The 16,276-nt window shown below is 72.1% G+C and carries 13 protein-coding genes; 10 read left to right on the top strand and 3 right to left on the bottom strand.

Annotation, left to right across the window (positions count from 1 at the left end; all coding sequences use genetic code 11):
* Positions 1–24 precede the first annotated feature (24 nt).
* The 7 genes from ACFHWE_RS20240 to ACFHWE_RS20210 all read left to right on the top strand — a co-directional run bounded on the left by ACFHWE_RS20240 (position 25) and on the right by ACFHWE_RS20210 (position 10,073).
* Positions 25–1,863 carry a dynamin family protein gene (locus ACFHWE_RS20240; RefSeq protein WP_416603283.1) on the top strand — a complete coding sequence of 613 codons (1,839 nt, stop codon included), beginning with the start codon at positions 25–27 and terminating at the stop codon, positions 1,861–1,863.
* Positions 1,860–4,178 carry a GTPase gene (locus tag ACFHWE_RS20235; RefSeq protein ID WP_416603282.1) on the top strand — a complete coding sequence of 773 codons (2,319 nt, stop codon included), beginning with the start codon at positions 1,860–1,862 and terminating at the stop codon, positions 4,176–4,178. Before ACFHWE_RS20240 ends, ACFHWE_RS20235 begins: the two co-directional genes overlap by 4 nt.
* Before the next feature lie 499 nt (positions 4,179–4,677).
* The gene (locus ACFHWE_RS20230) at positions 4,678–6,018 is read left to right on the top strand and encodes a GGDEF domain-containing protein (RefSeq protein ID WP_416603281.1); all 1,341 of its coding nucleotides are present in this window, start codon (positions 4,678–4,680) and stop codon (positions 6,016–6,018) included.
* A gap of 92 nt (positions 6,019–6,110) precedes the next feature.
* The gene (locus ACFHWE_RS20225) at positions 6,111–7,166 is read left to right on the top strand and encodes a DUF4192 domain-containing protein (RefSeq protein ID WP_416603280.1); all 1,056 of its coding nucleotides are present in this window, start codon (positions 6,111–6,113) and stop codon (positions 7,164–7,166) included.
* A 192-nt stretch (positions 7,167–7,358) separates the two neighbouring features.
* Complete coding sequence (gene ettA / locus ACFHWE_RS20220) at positions 7,359–9,023, top strand: energy-dependent translational throttle protein EttA (protein WP_416603279.1); 1,665 nt, start codon at positions 7,359–7,361, stop codon at positions 9,021–9,023.
* A gap of 97 nt (positions 9,024–9,120) precedes the next feature.
* Positions 9,121–9,636, top strand: a complete 516-nt coding sequence (locus tag ACFHWE_RS20215) for a globin (RefSeq protein ID WP_416603277.1) — start codon at positions 9,121–9,123, stop codon at positions 9,634–9,636.
* 119 nt (positions 9,637–9,755) lie between these two features.
* A complete protein-coding gene (locus ACFHWE_RS20210; RefSeq protein WP_416603275.1) occupies positions 9,756–10,073 on the top strand; it encodes a putative quinol monooxygenase in 318 nt (105 codons plus the stop codon).
* Between the two features lie 32 nt (positions 10,074–10,105).
* Here ACFHWE_RS20210 and ACFHWE_RS20205 read toward each other — a convergent pair whose 3' ends face one another.
* Both ACFHWE_RS20205 and ACFHWE_RS20200 read right to left on the bottom strand, forming a co-directional pair.
* Entirely contained in the window at positions 10,106–10,546 is a 441-nt protein-coding gene (locus ACFHWE_RS20205; protein ID WP_416603273.1) for an acyl-CoA thioesterase, read from the bottom strand.
* A 135-nt stretch (positions 10,547–10,681) separates the two neighbouring features.
* Positions 10,682–12,775 carry a prolyl oligopeptidase family serine peptidase gene (locus ACFHWE_RS20200; protein ID WP_416603271.1) on the bottom strand — a complete coding sequence of 698 codons (2,094 nt, stop codon included), beginning with the start codon at positions 12,773–12,775 and terminating at the stop codon, positions 10,682–10,684.
* A gap of 380 nt (positions 12,776–13,155) precedes the next feature.
* Here ACFHWE_RS20200 and ACFHWE_RS20195 point away from each other — a divergent pair, with 380 nt between their 5' ends.
* The 3 genes from ACFHWE_RS20195 (at position 13,156) to ACFHWE_RS20185 (ending at position 14,309) form a co-directional block, all read left to right on the top strand.
* The gene (locus tag ACFHWE_RS20195) at positions 13,156–13,656 is read left to right on the top strand and encodes an HNH endonuclease (RefSeq protein ID WP_028648733.1); all 501 of its coding nucleotides are present in this window, start codon (positions 13,156–13,158) and stop codon (positions 13,654–13,656) included.
* A 183-nt stretch (positions 13,657–13,839) separates the two neighbouring features.
* Positions 13,840–14,055 (top strand): hypothetical protein, encoded by a 216-nt coding sequence (locus tag ACFHWE_RS20190; protein ID WP_416603270.1) that lies wholly within the window; start codon positions 13,840–13,842, stop codon positions 14,053–14,055.
* A 47-nt stretch (positions 14,056–14,102) separates the two neighbouring features.
* The gene (locus ACFHWE_RS20185) at positions 14,103–14,309 is read left to right on the top strand and encodes an FmdB family zinc ribbon protein (protein WP_416603269.1); all 207 of its coding nucleotides are present in this window, start codon (positions 14,103–14,105) and stop codon (positions 14,307–14,309) included.
* Positions 14,310–14,383: 74 nt separating this feature from the next.
* Here the strand turns inward: ACFHWE_RS20185 and ilvD are convergent, their stop codons facing one another.
* Positions 14,384–16,246, bottom strand: coding sequence for a dihydroxy-acid dehydratase (gene ilvD / locus ACFHWE_RS20180; protein ID WP_416603268.1), 1,863 nt, complete (start codon positions 16,244–16,246; stop codon positions 14,384–14,386).
* Between the last annotated feature and the right edge of the window lie 30 nt (positions 16,247–16,276).

The following is a 16,276-nucleotide window of genomic DNA, read 5'->3' as shown; positions in this document are numbered from 1 at the left end:
AGCGATGAGGAGGGCACACCGATCATGACCCGGCCGTCGGCTGCACCGGATACCAGTGGTTCCGGTGCCTCGGACCGGTTCGTCGCCGGACCGGCCGCCACCTCCGCCCAACCCGCAGTCCGGGGCAACGGTTCCCGGGGCTCCGGGGCCGCCAAGCACCGCCGTGCGCCCGCCACCGAGGACCAGCGCTTCGAGCAGGTCCTGGAGTCGCTGCGCACGCTCATCCGCGACTTGGAGTTCGCCGACGGGCTGCCCGCGGCCGAGGAGGGCCGGGTCCTCCAGGCCGACGTCCTAGCCCAGTTGTCCGACTACGTCCTGCCGCGGGTGCGCAGGCCCGACATCCCCCTGCTGATCGCCGTCGCGGGGTCGACGGGGGCAGGCAAGTCCACCCTGGTCAACAGCCTGGTCGGCGAGCAGGTCACCACCACCGGCGTGCGCCGCCCGACCACCAACAGCCCGGTCCTGGCGTGCAACCCGGCCGACGTCGACTGGTTCAGCGAGGCCTCCTTCATCCCCTCCCTGCCGCGCGTGCGCCAGCAGGGCCTGGCCATGCCCGGCAAGGACGGCATGCTGGTGCTGGCCGCCAGCGAGGCCATGCCCCCCGGGGTGGCGCTGTTGGACACACCCGACGTCGACTCCGCGGTGTCCGCCCACCACGAGTTCGCCGCCAAGTTCCTCGACGCCGCCGACCTGTGGGTCTTCGTCACCACCAGCACCCGCTACGCCGACGCGCGCGTGTGGGAGTTCCTCCAGGTCGCCCGTGACCGCGACACCTCGCTGGCCGTGGTGCTCTCGCGGGTCCCCCGCAAGGGGCGGCGCCAACTGCTCGACCACTTCGGCGCCATGCTGGAGGCCAACGGCCTCGGCGGGGCGGCCCGCTTCGCCATCCCCGAGACCGACCAGGTCCGGGGGGAGCGCTTCACCTCCAACGTCGCCGACCACATCCGCGCCTTCCTGGCGGACGTGGCGGGCGAGGCCGAGCACCGCGACCGGGTCTCGCGACGCACCTTCGTCGGTGTCGTCGAGAGCTTCCGCACCCGTGTCCCCGAGCTCGCCCGGCAGGTGGAGACGCAGATCGAGGCCGGGCGCGTGCTCGACGGCGTCATCGGCGACGCCTACGCCGGGGCGCGCCGCCACGTGGACACCACCCTGGCCGAGGGATCGCTGCTCAGCGGTTCCCTGCTCGCCCGCTGGCAGGAGGTCGCGGCCAGTGGGGAGCTCGCCAAGAGCCTGCGCCCGCGCGGCAAGCGCACCCGCCGGGCCAAGGCCGAGGCCGCCGAGCGCGGACAGCGGGTGGCCGCACTGGAGGGCGCGGTCCGGGACTCCCTGTCGGCGCTGGTGGTCTCGGCCGCCGAGCGCGCCGCCCACGAGATCGAGGACCGCTGGCGCGAGGTCCCCGGGGGAGGCGGCCTCGTGGACAGGGCCAAGGCGGTGCCCGGCGGGGGCCTGGTGGTGCAGCGGGTCCGCGAGGAGCTCGCCGAGTGGCAGGCGGAGATCGCCGAACTCACCGCCGCCAGCGGCGCCACCAAGCGCTCGGTGGCCCGGTTCGTCACCTTCGACCACGACGTCGTCGCCCTCGTACTCATCATGGACCTGCTCGGCTACGAGCGGTCCCGGGCTGCGGGCGAGGCGGCCGACGCCGCTGGCCCTTCCCCCCAACGCCTACTCAAAGGGCTCTTCGGCGCCCAGTCCCTGCGTAGCATGGGCACCACGGCACGGGACAACCTCCGTCGGCGCGTCGACGAGATGCTCGGCCGTGAGCGCCTCCCCTTCGACAGCACGCTGGCCTCGGCGGGCATCCCGTCCGAGGACAGCGCCGTCCAGCTCTATCAGGCCACGTACAACCTTGAGATCTCTTCATGACTACTCAGTGGAACCCCGAGCGGGTGCCGGGCGTGCCCGGTGCCGACGAAGCAGGGGACGGGGCCTCCCCGGCCGGTACGGACGCTGTGGCGGACCGGAGCGGCGGCGCCCCCGACGGTGAGCCCTTGGCGACCCAGAGCGACCCCTGGCGCGGCTACACCGTGCCCGTTCCGGACGCCCCCGGCCACACGCCGCAGCCCGGATCCGTCGAGGGTTCGGGCGACCCCGTACCCGACGGGATCGCCGGCTACCCGGACGCCGGTACGGACTGGGCGGCGGGCTCCGGCGGGCCGCCCCCCGGCAGGCGCGGCGGGGCCGGGCGCCACGCGCGCCCGTCGGCCCGGGAGGAGGCCGCGCGCTCCCGCGACGACGACCCGGACGGTCTGGCCGGATGGGTCGGCAGCCTCGCCGAGGCGGCCGAGGACTCCCAGATCGCCGGCCGCACCACCGGCACCCTGCCCGCGGTGGTGCCGGGCGGGCCTGAGTGGGTACCCGCCCCGGAGCCCGAGGACTCGGCCGACGGCGGGGAGGGGCCCGAACCGCTGCCCCAGCGGGTGCCCGGCTCCTCGCCCATGTCCGGCTCCTTCCGGGCGGTGGACTCGCAGGAGACCGGCTCCGCCGCCGGGGCCGACAGCGCTGCGGACGCCACCGAAGAGGACGAGGACGAGTACCGTCCCACCCAGCACGACACCTGGCACCCGGACCGGACCATCACCCGCGACCAGCTCGTGGAGCGGCTCGACGCGCTGACCACCATGACCGAGCTGGGCAGGGAGGACCTGCCAGGGGACCTGGTCGCCCGTGCCACACAGTTGCTGGACCACGCGGGGGCCCGACTGCGGCTGTCCGGCGACCACACCGTGGTGGCCCTGGCCGGCGGCACCGGAAGCGGCAAGTCCTCGCTGTTCAACGCCCTGTGCGGACTCGAACTCTCCCAGATCGGCGTCACACGGCCCACCACGTCCAAGGCGCACGCGTGCGTGTGGGGGCACGAGGGCGCCGACGCGCTCCTGAGCTGGCTCGGTGTTCCCACGCGCTACCGGCACTCGCGCACGGGCGTCCTGGACTCGGGCAGTTCGGAGCTGACCGGCCTGGTCCTGCTCGACCTGCCCGACCACGACTCGGTCCGTTCCATGCACACCGCCGAGGCCGACCGGCTCATCGGTTCGGTGGACCTGCTCGTGTGGGTGCTCGACCCGCAGAAGTACGCTGACGCCGCGGTGCACCACCGTTACCTGGCGCGGATGGCCGGCCACGGCGCCGTCACCGTCGCCGTCCTCAACCAGGTCGACAAGGTCCAGCCCGACGAGCTCGAAGAGCTCCTCACCGACCTGCGCCGCCTGATGGAGACCGAGGCCGGGGTGCACCCCAGGGTCATCACGACCTCCACCCTCACCGGAAAGGGGATCAGCGACCTGCGCGAGTTCCTCGGCGACACGGTGCGCGAGCGCCGCGCCCTGGTGGACCGGCTGGCCGCCGACCTCGAACTCGTCATGGAGGAGTTCGAGGAGTTCCGCGGTGAGGGCGAGATCCCGGAGGCCGTCCCCGAGGAGGTCGACAAGCGGATCAGCAGCGGTCTGGTCCGGGCGGCCGGTGTGGGGGCCGTGGCCGACGTGGCCGAGACCAACATCGTCAAGCGCGGCAGGCGCGAGGTCGGGTGGCCGCTCGGCGGCGCGTTGGCGAAAGTGCGCAAGGACCCCCTGGCGTCGGTGCAGCTCGACTTCCTGCGAGGAGAGGGCGGCGACGGCGTCACCGGCCCCGTGGACGCGCAGTCGGCGGAGCTGGAGCGGGTGCTGGGGGATGCCGCCGACGGGGTCTCCGAGGGGATGCCCGCGCCGTGGCGCCGGAGGATGCGGGCCGCGGCGCTCAGCGGGGCCTCGGAACTCCCGGGTGAGCTGGGCGGTGCGGTCGCCGGGACGGTCGCCGACCCCGACCGGGACCCGTCCTGGTGGAAGGCGGCCAAGGCGGTGCAGTACGGGCTGCTGGGCGTTTCCGCCCTGGGCCTGGTGTGGGCGCTGGTGGCGGGGCTGAACTGGTTCGGGGAGTTCACCGGCCTGGCCGTGCTCGATACCCCCTTCATCGTCTACGGCGGTGCGCTGGCGGTCGCGCCCCTGCTGGTGGGGTGGCTGACCGGGGTCGGCTGCGGCAACCTGGTCGAGGTGTCGGCCGTGCAGCGGCGCGAGCAGGTCGAACAGGAGGCCGTGGAGCGGGTGCGCCGGATCGCGCGTCGGCGGGCCACGGAGCCGATGGATGCGGAGTTGGAGCGCTACCGCATGTTCCGGTCCGCCTACGAGGTGGCCCGGTCGTCGTCATGACGGCAGGTGCGCCGCCGGTGTGAGGCGCGGGGCGGGCGGCACGTCCGTGCCGCCCGCCCCCGGTCGCTCGGGTCCTTCTCTCAGGTCCAGTGCACGCTGCGGTACATGTGCGTCCCTTCGGTGGTGCCGCCCTGACTCCGTCCGCGGGCGTTCGGCGGCGGTCGCCCGCGGACGCCGGATTGTATGTCGTCCCTCCCCCGTGCCCCGGTTCCGCACCCGCCGCTGCGGAGGGCTTTTCCCTCGGGATGGGGGTCCGCAGGGTTTCGCACCTTTCGCACAATCAGCAATTAAGTTATTACCCAACGTAATGTAAAGTGGTGGGGGTGGTGCCCGCGCCGGGTGTGGCGTCGTTCCACGTGTGGTGGCGGTGCGGCGCCTGAAAAGGAACGCGGTTCGGTATCGACTCGTCGAAAGGAGAACCGGGTGAGGTGGTCGGCGCATCAGTAGCACGTGTAGGGGCCGCACTGCGGAGCGTGACGCGGGGAGGGAGGACGCAGCCGTGAGTATCTCGGAGAAACCCCTGGCAGCCGGCCGACGGTCGCAGTGGCCGGTGCTCCAGCAGCCCCGGGGTCTGGTCGTGTACATGGGGATGCTTCTGTTCGCCGCGCTCTTCCTGTTCGGCGCCTCCGCCGCACTGACCTCGGTGCACCTGTCCGACCTGGTGGCCTTCCTCGCGCTGGCACTGTGCGCGGGGATCTGTGTGGAGGCGATCCGCCGCCTGGGGGTGCCCGCGGGGTTCGCCCGCGACCTGCTGGGGGCCTGGTGGTTCCCGGTCGTGCTGCTTCTGCCGCCGCTCTACTCCCTGCTGGTCCCCGTCCCGGTCTTCCTCCTGCTCCAGTTGCGCGCCAGGCGGGCGCTCGCCCACCGCAGGGTGTTCAACGCCACAGCGGTCGGGCTGTCGGGCTTCCTCGCGTCCGTGGCATGGCACCTGGCGGCCGCGGACGGCCTTTGGGACGCGGTCGGGGGGGCGCCCGAGGCGCAGGAGCAACTGGGAACCGCCGCCGGGGTGCTCCTCGCCGTGGCCTGCTGTGCCGCGTTCACGGCGCTCAACACCGTGCTGGTCGCCCTCGCGGTGCGGATCAGCGCGGGGGGCGGGAGCGCTCCCCGCCCCATGTGGGACCGTGAGGCGTGCACGGTCGACGCCGTCGAATTATGTGTCGGTGTCACCGTCGCGGTCCTCGCGCAGCTTTCGCTGTTCCTCCTGGCCATCGCGGTGCCCCCGGTACTGCTGCTCCAGCGCAGCCTGCTGTTCCAGCAGTTGCGGACGGCGGCGCGCACCGATCCCAAGACGGGCCTGCTGAACGCGCCGACCTGGGAGCAGGAGGCCTCGGCGGAGATCGCGCGGGCACGCTCATCGCGCGGCCGGGCCGCCGTGCTGATCGTCGACATCGACCACTTCAAGCGGGTCAACGACAACCACGGCCACCTGTTCGGCGACCAGGTCCTGCTGGGTGTGGCCACCACCATCGCCCAGCAGTTGCGCCAGTCGGACCTGCTCGGCCGCTTCGGCGGGGAGGAGTTCGTGGTGCTGCTTCCCGGAGCCGACACCGCCGAGGCGTGGCAGGCCGCCGAGCGGCTGCGCTCCCAGGTGGGGAGCATGCAGATCGCGGTGGAGGAGGTCCCCGTCTCCATCACCGTCTCGGTCGGCGCGGCCGTGGTGGGTGAGCACGGCAACGACCTCGTGGAACTGCTCACCGCCGCCGACCTGGCGCTCTACCGGGCCAAGGAGACCGGCCGCAACCGTGTGTGCCTGCCCGCGGCGCGGCAGGGCGGCACCAGGATCCCCGGGCAGCGGGAGGGCGGCCCCTTCGGGCGCGGACTGCCCGGTCAGATCGGCTGAGACCGGCCGGGGAAGGGGCGGGCCCGCGGCGCTTGTCCACAGGCCGGGCAGGGCCCGTTGTGCGCGACGGCGAAGTCACTCATGGTGATGATATGCGCTCACAAAGCCACGGATCCCCGCAGGGAAAGCCCCAGGACCCGCTCACCCTCACCTGCCCCGCCGACATCGTCGCCGCACTGCCCTACCTGGTACCCGGGCCGCCCGATCCGGGGATCGTGGTCCTGGCGCTCACGGAGGACGGGCGGGTCCACTCCGTCCTCCAAGCCGACCTGGACCGTGTGGAGGAGGCCTCCTCCGCGGAGCTGAGGGCGGTGTCGGCGGTCGAGCACACGGCGGCGGCACGGTGTGGGGAGCTGCTGGTGGTGGCGTTCGGCCCGCCGGAACGGGTCCTCCCCGACATCAACGCGCTGCTGTGGGCCGCTCTGGAGCGCAGCGTCACCGTGTTGGACGCCTTCCGGGTCTGGGAAGGGCGCTACTGGTCCCACACCTGCCCCGAACCGGGGTGCTGCCCGCCCGAGGGCCGACCGCTGGAGACCGACCGCTCCACTGCCCCCGCCGACGCCGTACTGCGCGGGATCGTCCCCGTGGCGCAGTTGCTGTCCGGTACCGAGGACCGGGTGCGGGCGGTGCTCGGCCCCGCGGAGGAGGCGGCCCTGGCGCTGGTGGCGGCCCGAGTGGAGGAGATCGAGGCCGCGGAGCGCGCCCGGCCCTGCGGGCCGGGGCCGGAGGCGGGCCTGGCGGCGGTCCGCTCGGCGGTGCGCGCCGAGTGGGAGGGGGCGCACGTCACCGGGCACGCCGAACTCGCCGAACTGGGTGTGTACCTGGCGTGTGTGCGCGTACGGGACGAGGCGTGGGCCCGCATCACCGAGCGCAGCGCGCCCGTGCACGAGCGGCTCTGGGCCCGTGTCGTGCGCCACGTCCCCGCACGCCTGAGGGCGGCACCCGCCTCCCTGCTGGCCGTGGCCGCCTGGCAGCGCGACGACGTGCCGCTCGCGTCGGCGGCGCTGGAGGCGGCCCTGGACGCCGACCCCGACTACTCCATGGCGCTGCTCATGCGCCGTGCCCTGGACTGGGGACTGCCGGTGGAGCGGTGGCGGGAGGCCGCCCCGCTGCGGTCCCGGGACCTGGAGCCCTGGGGAGGCGAGTGAGTGCCGGGAAGGGCGGACCCGTTTCCTGCACCGGAGGAGGGCCTGGGTGGGCGGGGCTCCTCACGGGGCGGGGCCGGTCCGTCCTCGTGCGGTTCCCCCAGGGGCGGAACCGGCCGGGGAAGTTCCTTCCCCGAAGGCGGGGACGGGCCGTGCGGGTCTCGGCACGGTCCCCGACGCCCTAGGCTTGGAGGCATGCCGGAGTACATCTACACCATGCAAAACGTGCGCAAGGCGCACGGCGACAAGGTCGTCCTGGACAACGTTTCGGGTTCGTTCCTGCCCGGAGCCAAGATCGGTGTCGTGGGGCCCAACGGTTCGGGTAAGTCGACGCTGCTGAAGATCATGGCCGGCATCGAGCAGCCATCCAACGGCGACGCTCGCCTCATGCCCGGGTTCACGGTCGGCCTGCTCGCCCAGGAGCCCCGCCTGGACCCCGACAAGACCGTCCTGGAGAACGTCGAGGACGGTGTCGGTGAGACCAAGGCGATGCTCAACCGGTTCAACGAGGTCGCCGAGAAGATGGCGACGGACTACTCCGACGACCTGTTGGAGGAGATGGGCAAGCTCCAGGAGCAGCTCGACCACCGCAATGCCTGGGACCTGGACAGCCAGCTCGCCCAGGCGATGGACGCGCTGCGCTGCCCCCCGGCGGACGCCTCCGTCACCCAGCTCTCCGGCGGTGAGAAGCGCCGGGTGGCCCTGTGCAAGCTGCTGCTGGAACAGCCCGACCTGCTGCTGCTGGACGAGCCCACCAACCACCTGGACGCCGAGAGCGTGAACTGGTTGGAGCAGCACCTGGCCAACTACCCCGGCACCATCGTCGCCATCACCCACGACAGGTACTTCCTGGACCACGTGGCCACCTGGATCCTCGAACTGGACCGCGGCCACTTCTACCCCTACGAGGGCAACTACAGCACCTACCTGGAGACCAAGCAGACGCGTCTGAAGGTCGAGGGCCAGAAGGACGCCAAGAAGGCCAAGCGCCTGAAGGAAGAGCTGGAGTGGGTCCGCTCCAACGCCAAGGCCCGCCAGACCAAGAGCAAGGCCCGCCTCCAGCGCTACGAGGAGATGGCGGCCGAGGCCGACAAGACCCGCAAGCTCGACTTCGAGGAGATCCAGATCCCGCCCGGCCCGCGTCTGGGCAACACGGTCGTGGAGGTGAAGAACCTCACCAAGGGCTTCGACGACCGCGTCCTCATCGAGGACCTGAGCTTCTCGCTGCCACCCAACGGTATCGTCGGCATCATCGGCCCCAACGGCGTGGGCAAGACCACCCTGTTCAAGATGATCGTCGGCCAGGAGACCCCGGACGGGGGCAAGATCGACGTCGGCGACACCGTCGACATCTCCTACGTCGACCAGTACCGCGCCAGGATCGACGACAGCAAGAACGTCTGGGAGACCATCTCCGACGGCGAGACCTTCATCGAGGTCGGCAAGGTCGAGATCCCCAGCCGCGCCTACGTCGCCGCCTTCGGGTTCAAGGGCTCGGACCAGCAGAAGCCCTCCGGCGTGCTCTCCGGAGGCGAGCGCAACCGCGTCAACCTGGCGCTCACCCTCAAGCAGGGCGGCAACCTGCTGCTGCTGGACGAGCCCACCAACGACCTGGACGTGGAGACCCTCGGATCCCTGGAGAACGCGCTGCTGGACTTCCCCGGCTGCGCCGTCATCACCTCCCACGACCGGTGGTTCCTGGACCGCGTGGCCACCCACATCCTCGCCTGGGAGGGCGACGCCGACTGGTTCTGGTTCGAGGGCAACTTCGAGTCCTACGAGAAGAACAAGATCGAGCGCCTGGGCCCGGACGCCACGCGCCCGCACGCGGTCACCCACCGCAAGCTCACCCGCGACTAGACCGCGACGGACACAGCGGGCCCCGCCGCCTGGTCGGCGGGCCCGCCGCCGTCGGGTGGACCGGCACCCCGGCGGCCGTCGCATACCCTGGTGGGCGATGACTTCCGCGCGAGACGATCACCAGAGCCAGGGCGAGCGCATGACCTTCTACGAGGCCGTGGGCGGGGAAGAGGCCTTCACCCGCCTGGTCCGCCGCTTCTACGAGGGCGTCGCCGCCGACCCCGTGCTGAGGCCGATGTACCCGGAAGAGGACCTCGGGCCCGCCGAGGAACGGCTGCGGCTCTTCCTCATGCAGTACTGGGGCGGCCCGCGCACCTACAACGAGCGCCGCGGCCACCCCCGCCTGAGGATGCGCCACTTCCCGTTCCGGATCGGCGCCGCCGAGCGCGACCGCTGGCTGGAGCACATGCGCGCGGCCATGGACTCCTTGGAACTGCCCTCGGTGCAGGACCGCCAGATGTGGGAGTACATGGTGATGGCCGCGCACAGCATGGTCAACGTGCCCGAGGAGGCCGCGCCGCCGGCGGTGGCCGATCCGACCTCGATCCGGGTCTCCTCCGACGAGGGGCGCGACGACGACGGTGGCGAGAGCGTCAGGATCTCCCTGGCCTGAGTTCGTCGTCGAACACGGGGCCCGGGCGCGCAGGGCCGCCGGGACGGGTGCGGTGGGCGGACGGGACACCGGCCGGGGCGTAGGCTCGGTCGCGCCGACCCGCCGCCGCTGGAGCCGCCGTGCCCGATCGCCCGTTGTCCTTGGTCATCTCGGTTCGGGTCCTGCCCGGCCACCGCGACGCGTTCGTCTCCGGGATCTCCCGGCACGCCGCGGCCTCCGTCCGTGGGGAGCCGGGCTGCCTGCGCTTCGACGTGGTGGCCGACTCCGCCGACCCCGACCTGTTCTGGGTGTGCGAGGTGTTCGCCGACGAGGCGGCCCTGGCGGCGCACCGCGCCTCGCCGCACTTCGCGGCCTGGCAGAGGGAGAAGGCCGCCGCGGTCGTCCCCGGCAGCCAGGTGGACCGCGGCGGCCCTCTCATCGTCAGCGAGGCCCGCTGACCCTCTCCGGCGCTGCCTGCCGTCGCACGCCCTCAGGAGTACTGGGCGAGGAAGTCCCGCTCGGTGCCGTTGAGCCGCCGGGCGCGCTGGGCGTGGACGTCGAAGCCGACCTGCACCGTGCGGGCGCGCAGGAACACGGTGTCGTCGTCGCGGATCTCGTAGGCCAGGGAGAAGCTCGCGTTGCGGACCTCGGTCACCCACAGCTCCACCCGCACCGGTTCGGTGCGGGGGAGCAGGGGAGCGACGTAGTCCGCCTCGGTGCGGGCCACGACCAGGGCGCCGAACACCCCGTCGTCGTTGGACAGCCCCTTGTAGTGCAGGAACGAGACGCGGGCGTCCTCCAGGTAGGCGAGCATCCGCACGTTGTTGACGTGGTTCTGCGGGTCGAGGTCGCCGTAGCGCACCTGGGCGAGGTACACGTGCCGCTTGGGTGCGGTCGCGGTTGCGGCGGGTCCGGCCTCGGTCTGTGTCACGTCCGGTTCCTCTCGTGGGCGGCTCCCCTGGGGTGGGCACCCCTCATTGTCTCAAGCCCTTCCGCGTGCCCACGCGGCGGCATGTGTCCTGGCACCTGTGCGTTTGCTCTCTTCGCTGCGGCCCGTGGCCCCGGGTCAGTCCGTGGACAGGCCCAGATGGTGGGCGAGGAAGGCCAGTTGTTCGGAACCGAGCGCCACGCTCCGGCTCACCGAACGCGAACTGTGCCCCACCTCGGCCTCGCGCCGCAGCAGGATCGGACGCTCCTCGGCCGGGGCCGACGTCGCCCACTGCATGAGCGCGCACAGCTTGCGGGCGTGCATGGGGTCGACCCGCGTGTCGTTGTCGAACACCGTGAACAGTGTCGCCGGGTAGCGGGTTCCCTCGCGGACGTTGTGGTACGGCGAGTACGCCAGCAGCCACTCCAGCTCCTCAGGGACGTCGGCGCTGCCGTATTCGACGTTCCAGAGCTGTCCCAGCCCGAAGTGCTCGTAGCGCACCATGTCGAGCAGCGGTGCTGAGCAGACCGCGGCGGCGAACAGGTCGGGGCGCTGGGTGACCATGGCGCCGACCAGGAGGCCGCCGTTGCTGCCGCCCATGACCGCCAACCGGTCGGGGGAGGCCACCCCCGTGGCGATGAGGTGCTCGGCGGCGGAGGCGCAGTCGTCGAAGACGTTCTGCTTGTCGGCGAGCATCCCCGCGCGGTGCCACCCCTCGCCCTCCTCCAGCCCGCCGCGCAGGTTGGCGATGGCGTACACGCCGCCCGCACGCACCCAGGCCAGGGCCGACGCGGAGTAGGAGGGGCTGAGGGAGATCCGGAAGCCGCCGTATCCGTACAGGACGGTCGGCCGGGGCCCGTCCGAGGGTCCGGGGGGCGATACCAGGAGCATGCGCACGGGGGTGCCGTCCTTGGAGGTGAAGGTCACCAGTTCGGTGCGCACGTCGGGCACGTCGATCCGACCGGGGGCGTGGGCCCACCGTGAGACGGTGCCGCTGAGTGCGTCGTAGCGGTACACCGACGACGGGTGGGTGCTGTCGGTGTAGCCGAACCACGCCTCGTGCCCGCCCTCGGGGCGCTCCCCCAGGGTGCCGATCGTGCCCAGGCCGGGAAGTTCCAGGGTCCCGAGCCGCTCACCCGTGGCCAGGTCGTGGCGGCTGATCTCGCTGACGGCGTGGCGTCCCCACGAAACGAGGAGTTCGGGCCGGTCCAGCTCCGGGCCGTCCAGGATCGCGTAGTCCTCCAGGACCGCCTCGGGGTCCTCGGGCACCAGCGTGGTCCAGTGCTCGTGGCCGGGGGAGGCGGGGTCGGCCACGCACAGGCGCCCGCGCGGGGCGTCGCGGTCGGTGTACAGGTACAGGCGTCCGTCGCGTCCCACGTGCGCCTCCAGGTCGGCGTCCACGTTCTGCTGGATCGGCAGTAGCCGGGGGGACTCCAGGGGGCCCTCGGCGAGGTCGGCGATCCACAGGTCGGTGGCCGAGGAGGTGCCCTTGACCGCCGACAGCAGGAGCCAGCGGCCGTCGCGGCTCACGGTGGGGGCGTAGTACTCGGTCTTGTCGCGCCCCTCGCCGAAGATGAGGACGTCCTCGTTCTCGGGGGAGCCGAGCCGGTGCAGGTAGACCCTGCGGTGGTAGTTCTCCTCGCCCTCGGGGATCCGCTCCGCGGGCAGGCGGCGCACGTAGTAGAACGCCGAGGAGTCCGGCAGCCACGCGATGGGGCTGTAGCGGGCGCGGTCGATCGGTCCGTCGACGGTGGTACCGGTGTCGGTGTCCATGACGCGCAGCACCGACTCCTCATCGCCGCCCTCGGAGAGCTGGTAGGCCAGGAGCCGCCCCGAGCGGTCGGGCTGCCAGGCGTCGAGGGTGGTGAGGCCCTCGGGGTCCAGGGCACCCGGGTCGACCAGGACGCGCTCGGGGCCGTCGCCGTCCCGGACGTAGAGGACGCCGTGCTCCTGCTCGGCTGTGCGGCGGGTGAAGAAGCGGCGTCCGCCCCGCCACAGGGGGGCGCCGACGTACCCGGCGCCCAGGAGCGAGCGGACACGGTCGTCGAACCAGGAGCGGGTCCCGTAGCCGGAGGCGGCCTCGGAGTACAGGGTGTCCTGGGCCGCCGACCAGTCCTTGGTCTTCGCCGAGTCGGGGTCCTCCAACCAGCGGTAGGGGTCGCCGACCGCGTGGCCGTGGAGGGTGTCGATGATGTCCGAACGCTCTGCTGGCGGGTACCGGAGTTGGCGCATACTTCGCAGCCTATCCACAGGCCCTTCCGTCTCTGTCGGTCACGGTGTGGTTGCGGCGGGCGCATCCCGCCGGGGCGCGGGATGGTCTCGAAGCGGCGAACACCGGCTTTTTTCTGGAGGTCCGCGAGGAAATGGGGTGGCGCGGGAGCGGTCCGACCACGCAAACTGAATGCGGGACGCGAGCTCGGCGGTAACCACCGGGAGGTCCGTGTGGCAAGGCGTACGGAACCACCGATCCTCGGATCGGTGCACAGGGAGGTTTCCTGGCTGGCCGATCGGCTGGCCGGGGAAGAGACACGGTCGCGGCATGCGGCGGCCGGGGCGAAGCGATGAGCGCCCGACGCAGCCGGGAGGGTGGTCCAGGCACCGCCCGCCGCCATGTGCTGCTACTCAACGCGAGTTTCGAACCACTGACGACGCTGCCCCTGCGCAGGGCGATTCTCCTCGTCCTGCGGGAGAAGGCGGAGGTCGTCCACGAGGACGGGACGGGAGCGGTCCTGCACTCGGCGACACGGTCCTACGACGTGCCGTCGGTGATCCGGCTCAGGCGCTACATCACCGTTCCCTACAGCCGCAGGGTTCCGCTGACGCGGGTGGCCCTCATGCGCCGGGACCGCAACACCTGCGGTTACTGCGGCAGAAAGGCCGAGACGATCGACCACGTCATCCCGCGCAGCCGCGGCGGGGCGCACGTGTGGGAGAACGTGGTGGCGGCCTGCAAACCGTGCAACCACCGCAAGGCGGACAAGTTCCTGGACGAGCTCGGCTGGGAGCTGCACATCACCCCCAAGGTGCCCAAGGGGCCGCACTGGCGGCTGATCAACGGTGACCTGCACGGCGACCCCCAGTGGGAGCCGTACATGGCCCACCTGGTGGCCTGACGCCGGCGGCGGGGCCGGGGCAAGCGTCCCCGACCGGCCCCGCCGCCCCTTCGCGCTCCTCCCGGACGGGAGCGGGGGCTTCCGTGTGCCTGGAGCGGTCGGAGGAAAGCGGGGGCCGGATCGGGTCCCTGGTGAAGGTCGGTGGGCGGTATGCGTCGGCGGGGCCGGAGGCGAACCGGCGGGATGTCCGAGAAGTGGGATGACGGAGGCGGCCGACCGGTCACGAGCGACGGCCACGGGCCTGTGGCCGCGGCGGGTGCCGAGGACGACGGGAGGCTCCAGAGGAAGGGCGGCCCCGGGTTCAAGGGGTTCCTGGCATCGGGGCCGGAGCCGACCGTGCTGGAAGAGGCGGGTTCGGTCGACCGGGGCCGTGGGATCGAGTGGCCCGACGGGGCGTGACCTCATGGAGCCGGCTCCGGACGTGAGGGGGCGGCTATCCTGTGGCCATGCCCAGATACGACTTCCGCTGCCGCACCTGCGGCACCTCCTTCGAGGTCTCCCGCCCGATGGCCGAGGCGGGCGACCCGGCCGACTGCCCCCAGGGGCACGACGACACCGTGCGCCTGCTGTCCACGGTGGCCGTGGGCGGACGCGCCGCCGCACCCGCGCCCTCCGGTGGCGGAGGGTGCTGCGGGGGCGGCTGCTGTTCCTGACGGCACCGTCCGTGCACGCCCGAGGGGCGCCCCCGGCAGGAGGCGCCCCTCGGGCTGTTCTTGGGCCGAGGGCCCTACTTCTCGATCTGGCTCACGTCGCGCGCCGCGCCGGTGGAGGCCGAGGTGGCCATGGCGGCGTAGGCGCGCAGCGCCGCCGTCACCGGGCGCTGGCGGTCGCGCGGCTGGAAGCGGCCCAGTTCCTTGACCAGGCGCTCGCGGCGGGCATCGAGCTCGTCCTCGGACACCTCCAGCACCAGGCCGCGGCCCGGGATGTCGATGCTGATGGTGTCGCCGTCCTCCACCAGGGCGATGTCGCCGCCCGCGGCGGCCTCGGGTGAGGCGTGGCCGATGGACAGGCCGGACGTGCCGCCGGAGAAGCGGCCGTCGGTGATGAGCGCGCACGCCTTGCCCAGGCCGCGGCCCTTGAGGAAGCTCGTGGGGTAGAGCATCTCCTGCATGCCCGGGCCGCCCTTGGGGCCCTCGTAGCGGATGACCACCACGTCGCCGGGCTCGATCTGCTTGGAGAGGATGCCCTCGACCGCGTCCTCCTGAGACTCGAACACCTTGGCGGGACCGGAGAAGGTCCACAGCTCCTCCTCCACGCCGGCGGTCTTGACGATCGCGCCGTCGGGGGCGAGGTTGCCGAACAGTACGGCCAGACCGCCGTCCTTGGTGTAGGCGTGCTCCACCGAGCGGATGCAGCCGGCCTCGCGGTCGGTGTCCAGGCTGTCCCAGCGGGTGCTCTGGGAGTAGGCCTTGGTAGTGCGCTTGCCGCCGGGTGCGGCGTGGAACAGTTCGACGGCCTCGTCGGAGGCGCTGCCGCCGGCGATGTCCCACTCGTCGATGAACTCCCCGATGGTCTTGCCGTGCACCGTGGGCAGGGACGTGTCCAGCAGGCCGCCTCGGGCGAGTTCACCGAGGATGGCGGGGATGCCGCCCGCCCGGTGGACGTCCTCGATGTGGTACTTCTCCGTGTTCGGCGCGACCTTGCACAGGCACGGCACGCGGCGTGAGACCTGGTCGATCTCCGGGAGGCCGAAGTCGACGCCGGCCTCGGTGGCGGCGGCCAGCAGGTGCAGGATGGTGTTGGTGGAGCCGCCCATGGCCACGTCCAGGGCCATGGCGTTGCCGAAGGCGGCGGGGGTGGCGATGGACAGCGGCAGGACGGAGTCGTCGTCCTCCTGGTAGTAGCGTTTGGCGGCCTCCACGACCCGGTGCCCGGCCGCCTCGTACAGGGCCCGGCGGGCGGTGTGGGTGGCCAGCACGGTGCCGTTGCCCGGCAGCGCGAGTCCGATCGCCTCGGTGAGGCAGTTCATCGAGTTGGCGGTGAACATACCCGAGCAGGAGCCGCAGGTCGGGCAGGCCGCCTCCTCCATCTCGTCCAGTTCGGCCTGGGAGACGCTCTCGTCGGCCGCGGCGATCATCGGGTTGATGAGGTCGAGCTTGCGGACCGTGGTGGCCGTGCCCTCAACCACGGTGACCTTGCCGGCCTCCATGGGGCCGCCGGAGACGAACACCGTGGGGATGTTGAGCCGCATGGCGGCCAGCAGCATGCCCGGGGTGATCTTGTCGCAGTTGGACACGCACACCAGGGCGTCCGCGCAGTGCGCGTTGACCATGTACTCGACGGAGTCGGCGATGAGTTCGCGGCTGGGCAGCGAGTAGAGCATGCCGCCGTGGCCCATGGCGATGCCGTCGTCGACGGCGATCGAGTTGAATTCGCGGGGGACGCCGCCCGCCTCGCGGACCGCCGCGGAGACCACGTCGGCGACCTCGCGCAGGTGGACGTGGCCGGGGACGAATTCGGTGAAGCTGTTGGCCACGGCCACGATGGGTTTGCCGAAGTCCTCGCGCTCCACACCGGTGGCGCGCATGAGGGCGCGCGCACCTGCCATGTTCCTGCCGTGCGTGACCGTGCGTGAGCGTAGCGCGGGCATGGGGTGGACTCCCATCGGTTCCGGGTCTTT

This window comes from Nocardiopsis sp. LOL_012 (genome assembly GCF_048060475.1).
In the GTDB taxonomy this organism is placed as follows: domain Bacteria; phylum Actinomycetota; class Actinomycetes; order Streptosporangiales; family Streptosporangiaceae; genus Nocardiopsis.
This window is presented reverse-complemented; position numbering and strand designations above follow the sequence as displayed.